Here is a 17,122-nt window from a genome sequence, read left to right as displayed (position 1 = left end):
CTCGCCGTGCGCATCGCAGTCACCGGCTCCATCGCCACCGACCACCTCATGACCTTCCCCGGCCGCTTCGCCGACCAGCTGGTCGCGGACCAGCTGCACACGGTGTCGCTCTCCTTCCTGGTCGACAACCTCGACGTACGCCGGGGCGGTGTCGGCGCCAACATCGCGTTCGGCATGGGCCAGCTCGGCACCGCGCCGATCCTGGTCGGCGCCGCCGGCTCCGACTTCGCCGAGTACCGCGACTGGCTCGACCGGCACGGCGTCGACACCGGCTCGGTGCGGATCTCCGAGACGCTGCACACCGCCCGCTTCGTGTGCACCACCGACGCCGACCACAACCAGATCGGCTCCTTCTACACCGGTGCCATGAGCGAGGCCCGGCAGATCGAGCTGAAGACCGTCGCCGACCGCGTGGGCGGCCTCGACCTGGTCCTGATCGGCGCGGACGACCCCGAGGCGATGCTCCGCCACACGGAGGAGTGCCGTACCCGTTCCATCCCCTTCGCCGCGGACTTCTCCCAGCAGATCGCGCGCATGGAGGGCGACGACATCCGCATCCTGCTGGAGGGCTCGGCGTACCTCTTCTCGAACGAGTACGAGAAGGGACTCATCGAGTCCAAGACCGGCTGGAGCGACGAGGAGATCCTCTCCAAGGTCGGCCACCGCGTCACCACGCTCGGCTCGCGCGGCGTTCGTATCGAGAGCGTCGGTATGGACCCGATCGAGGTCGGCTGCGCGGAGGAGGAGCGCAAGGCCGACCCCACGGGCGTCGGCGACGCGTTCCGGGCGGGTTTCCTCTCGGGGCTGGCGTGGGGGGTTTCGCTGGAGCGGGCGGCGCAGGTCGGCTGCATGCTCGCGACTCTCGTCATCGAGACGGTGGGTACGCAGGAGTACCAGCTGCGGCGGGTGCACTTCATGGACCGGTTCACCAAGGCGTATGGGCATGACGCGGCTGGTGAGGTTCGGGTTTACCTGGGCTGATTCGTCGGGTGCGTGGGGGCTGGTTGCGCAGTTCCCCGCGCCCCTTAAGGAGCGCTCAACTCAGCCGGCGGATCACGTACGCCGGGCCCTCCTCCTCGCCCAGGTACTCCTGGCCCCGCATCTCGCACCACGCCGGGATGTCCAGCCGTGCCGCCTCGTCGTCGGACAGGACCTTGACCGTGCCGCCGATCGGCACATCGCCGATGACCTTGGCGAGCTCGATCACCGGGATCGGGCAGCGCTTGCCGAGGGCGTCCACGACGAGGGAGTCGTCTTCTACGACGGTCACCGGGGCCTGCGCTCCCAACTTCTCCCGGACCCCTGCCACCACCCCCGGCAGTACGGCGAGGAAACGCTCTACGTCCTCCTCCACCGCCCCCCGTGGCAACGACACCCGCACATTCCCCTCACTCAGCACGCCCATCGCCTTCAGCACATGGCTGGGCGTCAGGGTGCTGCTCGTGCAGGACGAACCGGACGAGACGGAGAAACCGGCGCGGTCGAGTTCGTGGAGGAGGGTCTCTCCATCGACATAGAGACAGGAGAAGGTGACGATCCCCGGCAGTCGCCGCACCGGATCGCCGACCACATCCACGCCCGGCACCAGCTTCGGCACCCGCGCCCGGATCCGCTCCGTCAGTTCCCGCAGCCGTAGCGCCTCCTGGGTCGCCTCCGTGCGGACCGCGCGGAGCGAGGCGGCCGCGGCCACTACGGCGGGGATGTTCTCGAAGCCGGCGGCGCGTCCCGACTCCCTTTCGTCCAGGGGGCGTTGGGGTGCGAAGCGCGCGCCCTTGCGTACCACCAGCAGACCGACCCCGGCCGGGCCGCCCCACTTGTGCGCGCTCGCCGTGAGCAGCGACCACGCGCCCTCGACCGGACCCCACCCCAGCGACTGCGCCGCGTCGACCAGCAGCGGCACCCCGACCGCCCGGCACGCCTCGGCCACCTCGGCGACCGGCTGGACCGTCCCCACCTCGTGGTTGGCCGACTGGAGGCAGGCCAGCGCGGTGTCCGAGCGGAGGGAGTCGGCGTAGGCCGCCACGCTCACCGCACCCGTACGGTCCACGGGCACCTCGGTGGACGAACCGCCCTCCGCGACCAGCGCCTCGGCCGAATGGAGCACGGAAGAGTGTTCAACCGCTGACACGATCAGGTGACGCCCGACGCGCCGCCGCCCCGCCAACGCCCCCGCGATCCCCGCGTGTACGGCCCGGGTCCCGGAGGAGGTGAAGACGAGTTCGTCGGCCCGGCACCCCACAGCCTCGGCGGCGGCCTCGCGGGCGGCGTCCAGCAGCAATCGCGCCTTACGCCCCTCCCGGTACAACCGGGCGGGATCCGCCCACCCGTCGTCCAGAGACGCCAACAGCGCCTGCCGCGCGACGGGATGAAGGGGAGCGGAGGATGCGGCATCAAAGTAGGACACACAGCAACGTTAAAGCGGACCTGCGCTTTTCAGAGTGGCGCGGGGAACTGTGCGAGCGACCACAACGCATCCCGCACTCGCCCAAACCACCTCAACCCCCGAGCTATTAGGCGCCCGGAGTAACCCCCGGCGCGTATGCCACCCTCCCCGCGAACCCCCGGAGGGCGTCGGCTAGGGTTTGGTCCGCATAAACATCCAAACCCCTGCCCGACGCAGGGCGGCGACCGACCCGCGTGAAGGCAGGCCGCAGCCAATCCGCGCGGGCGAGACTCTCGGGAAGGCGCTACGTGAGTCCCAACGGCTCCGACCGCTCGCCGCGGCGCCCGATGCGGCGGAAGCTGCTGCAGGCAATGACTGCGGGCCTGGTCCTGGCGACCGCGACCGGTTGCACATCCAAGGACTTTCCTCGCCTTGGTTTCCCCACCCCGACCACGGAAGAGGGTCCGCGGATCCTCTCCCTGTGGCAGGGGTCCTGGGCCGCCGCGCTCGCCGTCGGCATCCTGGTGTGGGGCCTGATCATGTGGAGCGTCGTGTTCCACCGGCGCAGCCGCACCAAGGTCGAGATCCCCCCGCAGACCCGTTACAACATGCCTATTGAGGCGCTGTACACGGTTGTTCCGCTCATCATCGTCTCGGTGTTGTTCTACTTCACCGCCCGCGACGAGACGAAGCTCCTGAGCCTCGACAAGAAGCCCGACGTGACGGTCAACGTCGTGGGCTTCCAGTGGAGCTGGGGCTTCAACTACATCGAGAACGTCGACGGTGTCAGTGGCGACGCGACGACCGACAAGAACCTGGCCGCGATTCCGGACCGGTTCAAGAAGGAGTTCCCGGCGAACGCCGGCGGAGTCTACGACGTCGGTACGCCCGCCACGAAGAACCCGCAGACCGGCAACCCGGGTCCGACCCTCTGGCTCCCCAAGGGCGAGACGGTCCGCTTCGTCCTCACCTCACGTGACGTCATCCACGACTTCTGGGTGGTGCCGTTCCTGATGAAGATGGACGTCGTCCCGGGCCACACCAACTCCTTCCAGGTGACCCCCAACAAGGAGGGCACCTACCTCGGCAAGTGCGCCGAGCTCTGCGGCGTCGACCACTCCCGGATGCTGTTCAACGTGAAGGTCGTCTCGCCGGAGCGTTACCAGCAGCACCTCAAGGACCTCGCCAAGAAGGGGCAGACCGGTTACATCCCCGCTGGCATCGCGCAGACGAGCCACGAGAAGAACCGGGAGACGAACAACCTGTGAGCATCCTCAACGAACCTCAGGGTGCCGCGGCAGCAGAGTCCCACTACGCGGACGAGCTGCCGGTAAGGCGCAAGCAACCCGGTAACGTCGTGATCAAGTGGCTCACCACCACCGACCACAAGACGATCGGCACGCTGTATCTGGTCACGTCGTTCGCGTTCTTCCTGATCGGCGGCGTCATGGCGCTGCTGATGCGCGCCGAACTGGCCCGGCCGGGTCTGCAGATCCTGTCGAACGAGCAGTTCAACCAGGCGTTCACGATGCACGGCACGATCATGCTGCTGATGTTCGCGACGCCGCTGTTCGCCGGTTTCACGAACTGGATCATGCCGCTGCAGATCGGCGCGCCCGACGTGGCGTTCCCGCGGCTGAACATGTTCGCCTACTGGCTCTACCTGTTCGGCTCGACCATCGCGGTCGGTGGCTTCCTCACCCCGCAGGGTGCGGCAGACTTCGGCTGGTTCGCCTACTCCCCACTCTCGGACGCGGTCCGCTCGCCGGGCATCGGCGCCGACATGTGGATCATGGGTCTGGCCTTCTCCGGCTTCGGCACGATCCTCGGTGCGGTCAACTTCATCACCACGATCATCTGCATGCGCGCACCGGGCATGACGATGTTCCGCATGCCGATCTTCGTGTGGAACGTGCTGCTGACCGCCGTACTCGTTCTGCTGGCCTTCCCGGTCCTCGCCGCCGCGCTCTTCGCGCTGGAGGCGGATCGGAAATTCGGGGCACACGTCTTCGACGCCGCCAACGGCGGTGCGTTGCTGTGGCAACACCTCTTCTGGTTCTTCGGCCATCCAGAGGTGTACATCATCGCGCTGCCGTTCTTCGGCATCATCTCCGAGGTCATCCCGGTCTTCTCCCGCAAGCCGATGTTCGGCTACATGGGACTGGTCGCGGCCACGATCTCCATCGCCGGCCTGTCCGTGACGGTGTGGGCCCACCACATGTACGTCACCGGCGGAGTCCTCCTGCCGTTCTTCTCCTTCATGACGTTCCTCATCGCCGTACCGACCGGCGTGAAGTTCTTCAACTGGATCGGAACGATGTGGAAGGGGTCCCTGTCCTTCGAGACCCCGATGCTCTGGGCCACCGGCTTCCTCATCACCTTCACCTTCGGTGGTCTGACCGGTGTCATCCTCGCCTCGCCGCCGATGGACTTCCACGTCTCGGACTCGTACTTCGTCGTCGCCCACTTCCACTACGTGGTCTTCGGCACCGTCGTGTTCGCGATGTTCTCCGGCTTCCACTTCTGGTGGCCGAAGATGACCGGCAAGATGCTCGACGAGCGCCTCGGCAAGATCACCTTCTGGACGCTGTTCATCGGCTTCCACGGCACCTTCCTGGTCCAGCACTGGCTGGGTGCCGAGGGCATGCCCCGTCGTTACGCGGACTACCTCGCGGCCGACGGCTTCACCGCCCTGAACACGATCTCGACGATCAGCTCCTTCCTGCTCGGCCTGTCGATCCTGCCGTTCCTCTACAACGTGTGGAAGACGGCCAAGTACGGCAAGAAGGTCGAGGTCGACGACCCGTGGGGCTACGGCCGTTCGCTCGAATGGGCGACGTCCTGCCCGCCGCCGCGGCACAACTTCCTCACCCTGCCGCGGATCCGCAGCGAATCCCCGGCGTTCGACCTGCACCACCCGGAGATCGCCGCTCTCGACCAGCTTGAGAACGCGCACCACAGCGACAAGGCCCTCACTGGCGGCAAGGAGGCGGGCAAGTGAAGGTCCAGGGCAGGATGTTCATGTGGCTGGCCGTCTTCGTGCTCGCCACGGCGGTCGTCTACGGCCTGTGGTCGAAGGAGCCCGCCGGTACCACGGCGCTCTTCCTCGCCTTCGGCCTGTGCATCATGGTCGGCTTCTACCTGGGCTTCACGGCCCGGCGGATCGACACGCTCGCGCAGGACAACAAGGAGGCCGACGTCGCGGACGAGGCCGGCGAGGTGGGCTTCTTCAGCCCGCACAGCTGGCAGCCCCTCGCCCTCGGTGTCGGTGGCGCACTGGCCTTCCTGTCGATCGCGATCGGCTGGTGGCTGCTGTACTTCTCCGCCCCGATCATCATGATCGGCCTGTACGGCTGGGTCTTCGAGTACTACCGCGGTGAAGACCGCACCCAGTAGCACGCGCAGAGCACTCGCGAGCCCGGACACTCCGTCAGGAGGGTCCGGGCTCGTGCTTTTGCCGCAACGCGTGTCCCTCGTCCGAGTTACCCACCGCGCCGCGGCTGACGAAGCTTCATAGCCTCGGCTTCATGAGCCACACTCCGCGCACCCGCACCGTCGTCAGCTGCACCCTGCTGGTGATCTCCCTCGGCGCGGGCGTCACCGCCTGCGGATCCGGCGGCGGCAACCCGCTGTCGGACAAGCCGTACGACGCGGCGGGGCAGATCTCCTTCAACGGCCCGTCCGGCAAGGGCAAGAAGGTCGACCCCGACAAGCCCCTGGCCGTCACCGCCTCCGGTGACGACGGCCGCATCACGGATGTCACCGCCGTGGACGCCACGGGGCGCTACGTCACGGGCGAGCTCGCAGCCGACGGCACTCGCTGGCACAGCACCTCCCCGCTGGCCGCCAACGCCCACTACACGGTCCGGGTGAGCACGGAGGACGAGGACGGCGCCCCCGGCCGCAAGGTCCTCACCTTCGACACCAGCAAGCCGACCACGAAGAAGAGCCTGACCGTGAAGTTCGGGCCGGACGCGGGCAAGTACGGCGTCGGCCAGCCGGTCACCGCCGAACTGAACATGCCCGTCAAGGACAAGGCGCAGCGGGCCGTCGTGGAACGCGCCCTGAGGGTGGACTCCGTGCCCGCCGTGGAGGGCGCCTGGCACTGGGTGGACGACAAGGAACTCCACTACCGCCCCAAGGACTACTGGCCCGCCCACGCCACCGTCCAGGTCCGCAGCGACCTCGACGGGGTGAAGATCAGCGACCGTCTGTGGGGCGGCAGTTCGAAGGGCCTCAAGCTCACCACGGGCGACAAGATCGTCGCCGTGACGGACGCCGCGTCCCACGAGATGACGGTCTACAGGAACGGCGAGGAGATCAACGAGATCCCCGTCACCACCGGCAAGCCCGGCTTCGAGACCCGCAACGGCGTCAAGGTCGTACTGGGCAAGGAGTACTTCGTACGGATGCGCGGAACCACCGTCGGCATCTCCGAGGGCTCCTCGGACTCGTACGACCTGCCCGTCTACTACGCGACCCGCGTCACCTGGAGCGGCGAGTACGTCCACGCCGCCCCCTGGTCGGTGGGCTCCCAGGGCTCCGAGAACGTCAGCCACGGCTGCACCGGCATGAGCACCAGCAACGCCGAGTGGTTCTTCGACACCGTCCACGAGGGCGACGTCGTCAAGGTCGTCAACTCCAACGGCGACGAGATGGAACCCTTCGGCAACGGCTTCGGCGACTGGAACCTCGGCTGGAAGAACTGGCGAGGCGGCAGCGCGCTGGTGGGCGGAACGCCCGACGGTCCCAGGCCGGAGGACGCGGCGAGACTTCGCCCCGAGTCGGTGTGAAGCGCCCTGTCAGGGGCGTGGGGCTGTGACATTCGCGGCTCCGCCGCGTGGGCGTGAGCAACCACGACCGGCCCGCAGCCGCGAAACTGCGGGCCGCCCCGAGCCACTAGGCGCTCAAGGCCCGCTTCTGACGCAGCAGAGAGGCAAGAGAGGCCGCGAACTCAACGGGATCCACCGGAAGGGTCACAGCGGCCTCAGCGCGGCTCCACGTAGCCAACCACGCGTCCTGGGGCCGCCCGATCAGCACCAGCACCGGCGGGCAGTTGAAGATCTCGTCCTTCACCTGGCGGCACAACCCCATGCCACCCATCGGCGAGGACTCCCCGTCGAACACACAGACATCGATGCCGCCCCGGTCCAGTTCCTTCAGAACCGCCGCGGGCGTAGCGCACTCAAGGAACTCGACCAACGGCACGTCAGATGCCGGCCGCTTGCCGGAGGCCAACCGCACCTGCTCGCGGGTGTTGGAGTCATCGCTGTAGACCAGCACCGTGGCGGTCGCCTGCATTCTTCCTCCCAAGGTCCGTTGCGCGGATGCTACTCCCTTGAACACCCCGTCAACACCTGTTGGAACACCCCTGCGATGGGCCATACGGGCAGTACACACGCTGCGGACACTCCGAACGGCACCCCCCGGAGTGAGGGCGGGATAAGCGACCGACATAATGTCGGTCGTGGCGACAGCAACGACAGTAGAAACCGGGCACGCGCACCCGTCGGTCAACCGGCCGAACCTCACCAGCGTCGGAACCATCATCTGGCTGAGTTCCGAGCTGATGTTCTTCGCGGCCCTCTTCGCGATGTACTTCACCCTGCGATCGGTGACCGGTCCGGATCACTGGAAGGAGATGGCGAGCCATCTCAACCTTCCGTTCTCCGCGACCAACACCACGATCCTGGTGCTCTCCTCGCTCACCTGCCAGCTCGGCGTCTTCGCCGCCGAGCGCGGGGACGTGAAGAAGCTCAGGGGCTGGTTCATCATCACGTTCGTGATGGGTGCGATCTTCATCGGCGGTCAGATCTTCGAGTACACGGAGCTGGTGAAGAAGGACGGCCTCTCGCTGTCCTCCGACCCGTACGGCTCGGTGTTCTACCTGACCACCGGTTTCCACGGCATGCACGTGACGGGCGGCCTCATCGCCTTCCTGTTCGTCCTCGGACGTACCTACGCGGCGAAGAGGTTCACTCACGAACAGGCGACCGCGGCCATCGTCGTGTCCTACTACTGGCACTTCGTCGATGTCGTCTGGATCGGCCTCTTCGCCACGATCTACTTGATCAAGTAGTCGGGCCCGATCCCGCGCGCAGCCAAGAAGCGCACATTCCAGAAGCATCGACGCAGAAGATCCTGACACCGGGGTAATCCGTGAAAAAGCTCTCCACACGACGACGCCATCCGCTGGCGGCGGTCGTCGTTCTACTCCTCGCGCTGGCGGCAACTGGGGGGCTGTACGCCGCGTTCGCGCCCGCGAGCAAGGCGCAGGCCGACGAGTCCGCCCAGTCCCTCGCCATCGACGAGGGCAAGAAGCTGTTCGCCGTCGGCTGCGCAAGCTGCCACGGCACCGGCGGTCAGGGCACCTCCGACGGTCCGAGCCTTGTGGGCGTCGGCGCCGCGGCGGTCGACTTCCAGGTCGGCACCGGCCGTATGCCGGCCCAGCAGCCGGGTGCTCAGATCCCGGCCAAGAAGGTCATCTACTCCCAGGCCGAGATCGACCAGCTCGCGGCGTACATCGCCTCGCTGGGCGCCGGTCCGGTCATCCCGACGAAGAACGAGTACGGGCCCGCGGGTTCGGACATCGCCAAGGGTGGCGAGCTGTTCCGCACCAACTGCGCCCAGTGCCACAACTTCACCGGCAAGGGCGGCGCGCTGACGCACGGCAAGTTCGCGCCGAGCCTCGAAGGCGTGTCCCCGAAGCACATCTACGAGGCCATGCAGACCGGCCCGCAGAACATGCCTTCCTTCCCCGACACCACGCTGTCGTCGAAGAACAAGAAGGACATCATCGCGTACCTCAACGCGGTCAACGGCGACAACACCGAGAGCCCCGGCGGGCTTGAGCTGGGTGGTCTCGGTCCGGTCAGTGAGGGTCTCTTCGCCTGGATCTTCGGTCTGGGCGCGCTGATCGCGGTAGCCGTCTGGGTCGCCGCTCGGACCGCAAAGGCCAAGAAGTCATGAGTAGCCAAGACATTCCAGAAGAGAACCTGCCCGCTGAGCAGGACGCGCACGGCGCGGTGTCGGTCGCGGACGAGCAGGACCCGTTCGCCGACCCGGGGCTTCCGCCGCACGAGCACCGTGTCCAGGACATCGACGAGCAGGCCGCCAAGCGGTCCGAGCGCGTCGTCGCCTTCCTGTTCACGCTGTCGATGCTCCTCACGGTCGGCTTCATCGCCTCGTACGTGGCGATCCCGCACGACAAGGCGATCTTCGTCTTCCCGATCGGTCGCATCAACGCGCTCAACTTCGCGCTCGGTCTGACCCTCGGAGGAGCGCTCTTCACCATCGGCGCGGGCGCGGTCCACTGGGCCCGCACCCTGATGTCCGACGTGGAGATCGCCGACGAGCGGCACGCGATCGAGGCGCCCCCCGAGGTCAAGGCCAAGGTCATGGCCGACTTCAAGGACGGTGCCAAGGAGTCGGCGCTCGGCCGTCGCAAGCTGATCCGCAACACGATGTTCGGCGCGCTGGCCCTGTTCCCGCTCTCCGGCGTCATGCTGCTGCGCGACCTGGGCCCGCTGCCGGGGACGAAGCTCCGCCACACCCTGTGGTCCAAGGGCAAGCTGCTCGTCAACATGAACACGAACCTGCCGCTGCGTCCCTCGGACGTGGTCGTCGGCTCGCTCACCTTCGCCAAGCCCGAGGGCCTGGAGGAGACCGACGAGGAGTTCCAGACCGAGATCGCCAAGTCGGCCCTGATGATCGTCCGGCTCCAGCCGGACAACATCAAGGACAAGCGCGAGCTGGAGTGGGCGCACGAGGGCATCGTGGCCTTCTCGAAGATCTGCACCCACGTGGGCTGCCCGATCTCCCTGTACGAGCAGCAGACGCACCACGTGCTGTGCCCGTGCCACCAGTCCACCTTCGACCTCTCCGACGGTGCCCGAGTGATCTTCGGCCCGGCCGGTCACGCCCTGCCGCAGCTGCGCATCGGCGTGAGCGACGAGGGCTACCTCCAGGCGCTCGGCGACTTCGAGGAGCCCGTCGGTCCTGCATTCTGGGAGCGCGGATGAGTACTACGGCGAACACCGACTCGCGGTCACGCGAGAAAGCACCGGCCGGCGAGAAGATCGCCGACTGGGCGGACGGCCGCCTGGGGATCTACTCCCTGGCCAAGTCCAACATGCGCAAGATCTTCCCCGACCACTGGTCGTTCATGCTGGGTGAGGTCTGCCTCTACAGCTTCATCATCATCATCCTCACGGGTGTGTATCTGACGCTGTTCTTCCACCCGTCGATGAACGAGGTGACGTACCACGGCAGCTATGTCCCGCTCCAGGGGCAGCTGATGTCGGAGGCGTTCAACTCGACGATGCACATCTCCTTCGATGTGCGCGGTGGTCTGCTGATCCGGCAGATCCACCACTGGGCGGCGCTGATCTTCCTCGCCGCCATGTTCGTGCACATGATGCGGGTGTTCTTCACGGGCGCGTTCCGCAAGCCGCGTGAGGTCAACTGGCTGTTCGGCTTCCTGCTGTTCGTCCTGGGCATGTTCACCGGCTTCACCGGTTACTCGCTCCCGGACGACCTGCTCTCCGGCACCGGTGTCCGCTTCATGGAGGGCGCGGTCCTGTCCGTGCCGATCGTCGGCACGTACCTGTCGTTCTTCCTCTTCGGCGGCGAGTTCCCGGGCGGCGACTTCGTCGCACGGTTCTACTCGATCCACATCCTGCTGCTGCCGGGCATCATGCTCGGCCTGGTGGTCGGCCACCTGATCCTGGTCTTCTACCACAAGCACACGCAGTTCGCGGGCCCCGGAAAGACGAACAACAACGTCGTCGGCATGCCGCTGCTGCCGGTCTACATGGCCAAGGCCGGAGGCTTCTTCTTCCTGGTCTTCGGTGTCATCGCGGCCGTCGCGGCGATCGCCTCGATCAACCCGATCTGGTCCATGGGTCCGTACCGTCCGGACATGGTGTCCACGGGCGCCCAGCCCGACTGGTACATGGGCTTCTCCGAGGGCCTGATCCGTGTCATGCCGGGCTGGGAGATCAACTTCTGGGGTCACACGCTCGTCCTGGGCGTGTTCATCCCGCTGATCATCTTCCCGCTGGTCCTGGTCGCGATCGCGGTCTACCCGTTCATCGAGTCCTGGGTCACCGGCGACAAGCGCGAGCACCACATCCTGGACCGCCCGCGCAACGTCCCGACCCGTACGGCCTTCGGTGCCGCGTGGATCTCGTGGTACTTCGTCCTGCTCATCGGTGGCGGCAACGACATCTGGGCCACGCACTTCCACCTGTCGATCAACTCGATCACCTGGTTCGTGCGCGTCGGCTTCTTCGTGGTGCCGGTGCTGGTCTTCATCGCCACCAAGCGGGTCTGCCTCGGCCTCCAGCGCCGCGACCGGGACAAGGTGCTGCACGGCCGCGAGTCGGGCATCATCAAGCGCCTGCCGCACGGTGAGTTCGTCGAGATCCACGAGCCGCTCAGCCAGGACGCGCTGCACACGCTCACCGCGCACGAGCAGTACGAGCCGGCCGCGATCGGCGCGACCGTCGACGACAACGGCGTCGAGCGCAAGGTGAAGGGTTCCCAGAAGCTGCGCGCCAAGCTGAGCGAGGCGTACTACGGCGAGGAGTCCCAGATCCCCAAGCCCACCGTCGAGGAGTACAAGGAGATCACGAGCGGCCACGGCCACCACTGATCGCTGAGGCGTCGCCACGCCACAGTCGAAGGGCCCCGTCCGAACACCGGACGGGGCCCTTCGCCGTGCCCCGCGCTGGATAGGGTGGGGACGCATAGGGAAACCAGGTTTCTACGACACTCAGGAGCGGCCGTATGAGCGCTGTGACCCCCGCTGGAGGCGACACCGCGGCGGCCCGTTCCTGGCCCGACGTACTGAGCGCGCTGCTGGCCGGACAGGACCTGAGCACCGCCGACACGGCGTGGGCGATGGACCGCATCATGAGCGGTGAGGCGGCGGACGCCCAGATCGCGGGCTTCCTGGTGGCGCTGCGGGCCAAGGGCGAGACCGTCGAGGAGATCAACGGCCTCGTCGAGACGATGTACGCCCACGCGAAGCCGCTGGACATCCCGGGGCCGGCCGTCGACATCGTCGGTACGGGCGGCGACCGGGCCAAGACGGTCAACATCTCGACGATGTCCGCCATCGTGATCGCGGGCACCGGCGCGAGGGTCGTCAAGCACGGCAACCGCGCCTCGTCCTCGGCGAGCGGTTCCTCCGACGTGCTGGAGCGGCTCGGCATCAACCTGGAGCTGTCGCCCGAGCGGGTCGCGCAGGTGGTGGAGGAGGCCGGGATCACGTTCTGCTTCGCGGCGAAGTTCCACCCCACGATGCGGTTCGCGGGCGCGGTCCGGCGGGACCTGGGGGTGCCGACCGCGTTCAACCTCCTCGGTCCGCTGACCAACCCGGCCAGGGTCACCTCGTCGGCGGTCGGCTGCTTCGACACCCGCATGGCCGGGCTCATCGCCGGCGTGCTTGCCGAACGCGGCTCCTCCGCGCTGGTGTTCCGCGGCGACGACGGCCTCGACGAGCTGACGACCACGGCCACCTCCCGGGTGTGGATCGTCCGCGACGGCAAGGTCACCGAGGAGGCCTTCGACCCGAGGGACGTCGGCCTCGAACTGGTCCCCGTGGAAGCCCTGCGCGGCGCCGACCCCGAGTACAACGCCGGCGTCGCCCGCCGTCTCCTGGACGGCGAGACCGGCCCCGTACGGGACGCCGTACTCCTGAACTCGGCGGCTGCCCTGGTGGCGCTTGAGGCCGGGGACGGGCCGCTGGTGGACCGGATCCGGGCCGGGATGGAGAAGGCTCGGGAGTCGGTCGACTCGGGGGCGGCCAAGCGCACGCTGGAGCGCTGGGCGGCCGCCAGCAACGCATAGCGGTACGGCGGTCGTCGTCCCGCGATCCGGACACGGGTTGCGGGACGACGATCACCTCGCGTAGGTTTTCTGACCAGGTCATGAGTGACAGTCATGAGGCCCCGGCCGACTGTCCGGCAACCCTCCGTCCGTGGCGGGGTGCCCCGGGTGAAGACCAGGCCGTGGGCAGCGAGGTCTGCGGCAAGCGCGGGCCCCTCGAAAGACACCAGGGGTCCTGGTCATCGAGGGAGCTCTCTGTGAGCAAGCGAATGCGATAGGGCGCGAAGCCCCCACTCCGCACATCCCCTTTCACCCTTTCCTGCGCCGAAGCCGTGTCCGCTCGCGCAGTGAATTCGCCTGCCTCTCACGGGAGTTCGCCATGTCTGTCTCCACCGTTGCCGCCGCTCAGACCATTTGTGCCCAGCTGCCCGTTCTCGGCCGGGATGTCACCGTCCCGCTCGTCACGGGCGGCGAAGTCACCTACGCGGCGCTCGACTACGCGGCCAGCGCCCCCGCCCTCCAGCGCGTCTGGGACGACGTGGCGGCCTACGCCCCGTACTACGGCAGCGTGCACCGCGGCGCCGGCTACCTCTCGCAGCTGTCGACGGACCTGTTCGAGAACGCCCGCAGGACGGTCGAGGAGTTCCTGGACTGCCGCCCCGACGACCAGCTGATCTTCACCCGCTCCACGACGGACTCCCTGAACCTCCTCGCCGCCGCCCTCCCGGCCGACTGCCAGGTCTTCGTCTTCGAGACCGAGCACCACGCGTCCCTGCTCCCCTGGAAGAACGCCCGGGTCACCTACCTCAACGCCCCGCGCACCCCGGGCCAGGCCGTTGAGACCCTGGAGCAGGCCCTCGCCGCCCGCGACCCCCAGGGCCCGGCCCTGGTCTGCGTCACCGGCGCCTCGAACGTCACCGGCGAGCTGTGGCCGGTACGGGAGCTGGCGGCCGCGGCGCACGCCCACGGCGCCCGGATCGTCCTGGACGCCGCCCAACTCGCCCCGCACCACCCGGTGTCCGTCCAGGACCTCGACGTCGACTGGATCGCCTTCTCCGGCCACAAGCTCTACGCCCCCTTCGGCTCGGGCGTCCTGGCCGGCCGCGCCGACTGGCTCCAGGCGGCCGACCCCTACCTCGCGGGCGGCGGCGCCAGCCGCAAGGTCACGCGGCGCGAGGACGGGGGAGTGGACGTGGAGTGGCACGACAGCGCGGCCCGCCACGAGGCCGGCTCCCCGAACGTCATCGGCGCCTACTCCATCGCGTCGGCCTGCAAGGCGCTCACGGAGGCGGGCTTCGACACCCTGGTCGCCCGCGAGCAGCACCTGATCGAGAAGGTGCGGGCGGGCCTGGCCGAGGTCCCGGAGGTGCGCGTGCTGTCTTTGTTCGGCGACGACGCCCCGAGGGTGGGCGTGATCTCCTTCGTCGTCGACGGCTGGAACAGCTCCCACTTCGCCGCCGCGCTCTCCGCCGAGTACGGCATCGGCGTCCGCGACGGCCTCTTCTGCGCCCACCCCCTGGTCCGCACCCTGCTGGGCAGCGACCCCCAGACCCAGGGCGAGTGCGGCGCCCCCGAGGCGGCCCCGGGCGAGAAGTCCCTCAACGCCATCCGCGTGAGCTTCGGCGCGGGCACTCCGGACGAGCACGTCGAGCGGTTCATCACGGCCGTACGGGAGCTCGTGACCGACGGCGCCAAGTGGAACTACCGTACGGAGGACGGCCGTTGCGTGCCGGCCGTGTGATGATCCCAGGGTGGGCATTCCACCTCGGGTGAGTGAGTCGGCGGCGGCCGAAGGGCTCGGCGAGCTGTTGGACGAGGCACTCGTACGGCGTACGCCGCGCCTCCTCGGCGGCAGGCCGGTGTACCTGTACGAGGAGGGACTCGTCCTCGTCCCCGGTGCGCGGGCCCGTCGCTGGGCGGACGTGACGCGCTGGCGCTCCACCGTCGACGTCAACGTCAAGGCCAACGAGAACGGCGACAGGTCCTGGTACACCTTGGTCCACCGACACCTGCTGCGGTTCGGTGACGGGGAGGAACGGGGTTTCCTTGTCGCCGAGCGGCGCACCGAGCTGGGGCCGATGGTCGTCGAGCCCTTCGAGAACCTGCGAATCCGGTCCGCCGCCGAGCACGTCCGGAAGCGGGTGGCCGAGGCTCAGGTCCCGGCGATGCTCGACCGGATCGAGAAGGACCGGCAGGTCACCTTCGGTCCGCTCACGGCGGACGCGCACGGGTTGTTCGTGCCGGGCGGCCGGCTGGCGTACCGGTGGGCCGACATGTGGGAGCCGCGTCTCGCCGTCAACCTGCCGGACCTTCCCGTGCCGGCGTCATGGTGGCTGCAACCGCGGGACGTCCGACTTGCCCTGCGGGGCAGGGACGGACACGGCGACCCGCACCGCACAGAGGTGCCGGCCTGGGAGGTCGTGAACTGGGGCGCGCTGGTCACCCTGTGGAAGCGGCTGAAGGCTCGCTAGGAGTCCAGCCCGATGGCGAACGCCGCCTCCAGGTCGTGCTGCGAGTACGTCCGGAACGCCACGTGCGTGTCCGTCCCCTCCACCCCGGGGATCTTGCTGATCCGTCCGGGGATCACCTCGGCCAGATCCTCGTGCTGCCGCACCCGGACCATCGCGATCAAGTCGTACGTCCCGGTGACGGAGAAGACCTCGCTCACGGATTCGAGCGCGGCGATCGACTCGGCGATCTCGGGAATCCGGTCCACGCTGGTCTTGATGAGGACGATCGCGGTGATCACGGCTGGTTCTCTCCCTCGGGGACCGTTACTGGGGCGGGCCCAACTCTAGTGGTACGACCGAATCTCACCCACGCGTAACCGAAGCCCAGCGTGAAGCCCACCAGGTGGGCGAGGTACGCCACCCCCGGCCCCTGCGCGGCCTGGCCCGCCGCCAGCCACTGCAGGGCCGCCCAGAACGGCAGGACGACCCAGGCGGGGAAGCGCAGCGGCAGGAAGAAGAGGAAGGGGAGGAGACTCGTCACGCGGGCCCGGGGGAACAAGTAGAGGAACGCCCCGAGGACCGCCGAGATCGCCCCGGACGCGCCGACGAGGGACTGCTCGGAGTCGGCGTTGGCCACCGCGTAGCCCAGCAGCGCCAGGTAGCCGCAGACCACGTAGAACAGGGTGAACTCGACTCGGCCAAGACGTTCCTCGGTCATCGCTCCGAAGACGTAGAGGAAGAGCATGTTGCCGAGGAGATGGATCCAGCTGCCGTGGATGAAGAGGGCCGTGACGGGGGTCAGGGCCTCGCGGGCGGGGCTGCCGAACAGGTCGGCCGGGACCACGCCCCAGCGGCGGAAGTACGCCCGCTGCGCGGCGAGCAGCGCGTCCCCGGTGCCGTAGGACGGGACGAAGCCCGAGGCCGGGCCGAGGACGAAGATCAGGCAGCACAGGCCGATCAGGGTGTACGTCATGGGCGCCGAGGTGCCGCGGAACGTCCTGACGAGGGCCGAACCCCAGTTGCTGATCATGGACACAGAGCATGACGTAACGGGACGCAACCGGACAGGGTGAATCGCCGCTGTGGACGGCCGAGCGGCGAGTACCCGCCAGGCCGTAGGGTTACGAGCCACACTCGCCGGGGAAACCGGCGATCACGGAAACTGGAACAAGAAGGAAGCGGACAGCCACGATGACGGTTCCCCTGCCGACCGGCTCCACGCGGTGGCGCTGCACCCTCTGCGGCAACCTCACGCGCTTCGACGTGACGCGTTCGTCGAAGGTCGTGGAGTACCTCCACCTGGACCTGGCGGGTGAGCCGAAGGTGGAGGAGCGCGAGGTGGTCAGTGAGACCATCGAGTCGGTGCGCTGCCGCTGGTGCAACGCCATGGATCAGGTGGAACTCGTGGACAGGCCGGGCGCCGGCTCCTGAGAGGGAGAGGCCCCGCACAGACATT

Annotated in this window: 17 protein-coding genes and 1 riboswitch; of the genes, 13 read left to right on the top strand and 4 right to left on the bottom strand. The window is 68.0% G+C overall.

Features of this window, described 5'->3' with window-relative positions:
* Positions 1–6 precede the first annotated feature (6 nt).
* Entirely contained in the window at positions 7–981 is a 975-nt protein-coding gene (locus OG496_RS18265) for a carbohydrate kinase family protein (RefSeq protein WP_366493965.1), read from the top strand.
* A gap of 55 nt (positions 982–1,036) precedes the next feature.
* Here the strand turns inward: OG496_RS18265 and OG496_RS18260 are convergent, their stop codons facing one another.
* Positions 1,037–2,404 carry a cysteine desulfurase/sulfurtransferase TusA family protein gene (locus OG496_RS18260; RefSeq protein ID WP_405971595.1) on the bottom strand — a complete coding sequence of 456 codons (1,368 nt, stop codon included), beginning with the start codon at positions 2,402–2,404 and terminating at the stop codon, positions 1,037–1,039.
* Between the two features lie 287 nt (positions 2,405–2,691).
* Here OG496_RS18260 and coxB point away from each other — a divergent pair, with 287 nt between their 5' ends.
* The 4 genes from coxB (at position 2,692) to OG496_RS18240 (ending at position 7,176) form a co-directional block, all read left to right on the top strand.
* On the top strand, positions 2,692–3,651 hold the full coding sequence (coxB, locus tag OG496_RS18255; RefSeq protein ID WP_033284151.1) for a cytochrome c oxidase subunit II: 960 nt from the start codon (positions 2,692–2,694) through the stop codon (positions 3,649–3,651).
* On the top strand, positions 3,648–5,384 hold the full coding sequence (gene ctaD / locus OG496_RS18250; protein ID WP_366493968.1) for a cytochrome c oxidase subunit I: 1,737 nt from the start codon (positions 3,648–3,650) through the stop codon (positions 5,382–5,384). The genes coxB and ctaD overlap by 4 nt, the downstream gene beginning before the upstream one ends.
* Positions 5,381–5,779, top strand: coding sequence for a cytochrome c oxidase subunit 4 (locus tag OG496_RS18245; protein WP_366493969.1), 399 nt, complete (start codon positions 5,381–5,383; stop codon positions 5,777–5,779). The genes ctaD and OG496_RS18245 overlap by 4 nt, the downstream gene beginning before the upstream one ends.
* A gap of 131 nt (positions 5,780–5,910) precedes the next feature.
* Positions 5,911–7,176, top strand: a complete 1,266-nt coding sequence (locus OG496_RS18240; protein WP_405971594.1) for an Ig-like domain-containing protein — start codon at positions 5,911–5,913, stop codon at positions 7,174–7,176.
* Positions 7,177–7,282: 106 nt separating this feature from the next.
* On the opposite strand, the gene OG496_RS18235 is transcribed toward OG496_RS18240, so the two are convergent.
* The gene (locus OG496_RS18235) at positions 7,283–7,684 is read right to left on the bottom strand and encodes a hypothetical protein (RefSeq protein ID WP_366493971.1); all 402 of its coding nucleotides are present in this window, start codon (positions 7,682–7,684) and stop codon (positions 7,283–7,285) included.
* A 157-nt stretch (positions 7,685–7,841) separates the two neighbouring features.
* Between OG496_RS18235 and OG496_RS18230 the strand changes: the two genes are divergently transcribed.
* The 7 genes from OG496_RS18230 (at position 7,842) to OG496_RS18200 (ending at position 15,687) form a co-directional block, all read left to right on the top strand.
* Entirely contained in the window at positions 7,842–8,462 is a 621-nt protein-coding gene (locus OG496_RS18230) for a heme-copper oxidase subunit III (protein ID WP_019067823.1), read from the top strand.
* Positions 8,463–8,542: 80 nt separating this feature from the next.
* Positions 8,543–9,352 (top strand): c-type cytochrome, encoded by an 810-nt coding sequence (locus OG496_RS18225; RefSeq protein ID WP_366493972.1) that lies wholly within the window; start codon positions 8,543–8,545, stop codon positions 9,350–9,352.
* Positions 9,349–10,404 (top strand): Rieske 2Fe-2S domain-containing protein, encoded by a 1,056-nt coding sequence (locus tag OG496_RS18220; protein ID WP_366493973.1) that lies wholly within the window; start codon positions 9,349–9,351, stop codon positions 10,402–10,404. Before OG496_RS18225 ends, OG496_RS18220 begins: the two co-directional genes overlap by 4 nt.
* Positions 10,401–12,038: a cytochrome bc complex cytochrome b subunit gene (locus OG496_RS18215; RefSeq protein WP_366493975.1), complete on the top strand. Its 1,638-nt coding sequence runs from the start codon at positions 10,401–10,403 to the stop codon at positions 12,036–12,038. Before OG496_RS18220 ends, OG496_RS18215 begins: the two co-directional genes overlap by 4 nt.
* Positions 12,039–12,172: 134 nt before the next feature.
* A complete protein-coding gene (trpD, locus tag OG496_RS18210) occupies positions 12,173–13,237 on the top strand; it encodes an anthranilate phosphoribosyltransferase (protein ID WP_366493977.1) in 1,065 nt (354 codons plus the stop codon).
* A 76-nt stretch (positions 13,238–13,313) separates the two neighbouring features.
* Positions 13,314–13,430: riboswitch (SAM riboswitch) on the top strand.
* 165 nt (positions 13,431–13,595) lie between these two features.
* The gene (locus OG496_RS18205) at positions 13,596–14,957 is read left to right on the top strand and encodes an aminotransferase class V-fold PLP-dependent enzyme (protein ID WP_405971593.1); all 1,362 of its coding nucleotides are present in this window, start codon (positions 13,596–13,598) and stop codon (positions 14,955–14,957) included.
* A 10-nt stretch (positions 14,958–14,967) separates the two neighbouring features.
* On the top strand, positions 14,968–15,687 hold the full coding sequence (locus tag OG496_RS18200; RefSeq protein WP_366493979.1) for a hypothetical protein: 720 nt from the start codon (positions 14,968–14,970) through the stop codon (positions 15,685–15,687).
* Here OG496_RS18200 and OG496_RS18195 read toward each other — a convergent pair.
* Together OG496_RS18195 and OG496_RS18190 are read right to left on the bottom strand one after the other, a co-directional pair.
* Entirely contained in the window at positions 15,684–15,965 is a 282-nt protein-coding gene (locus tag OG496_RS18195) for an Lrp/AsnC family transcriptional regulator (protein ID WP_019062383.1), read from the bottom strand. The genes OG496_RS18200 and OG496_RS18195 overlap by 4 nt on opposite strands.
* Positions 15,962–16,696, bottom strand: coding sequence for a rhomboid family intramembrane serine protease (locus OG496_RS18190; protein WP_399394612.1), 735 nt, complete (start codon positions 16,694–16,696; stop codon positions 15,962–15,964). The genes OG496_RS18195 and OG496_RS18190 overlap by 4 nt, the downstream gene beginning before the upstream one ends.
* 161 nt (positions 16,697–16,857) lie before the next feature.
* Between OG496_RS18190 and OG496_RS18185 the strand changes: the two genes are divergently transcribed.
* Entirely contained in the window at positions 16,858–17,097 is a 240-nt protein-coding gene (locus tag OG496_RS18185; protein WP_366493981.1) for a hypothetical protein, read from the top strand.
* Positions 17,098–17,122 lie beyond the last annotated feature (25 nt).

Origin of the sequence: Streptomyces sp. NBC_00988 (genome assembly GCF_045162645.1) — a bacterium.
Classification (GTDB): domain Bacteria; phylum Actinomycetota; class Actinomycetes; order Streptomycetales; family Streptomycetaceae; genus Streptomyces.
Note: the sequence above shows the minus strand (reverse complement) of the source record. Positions and strands in the feature narration are given on the sequence as shown.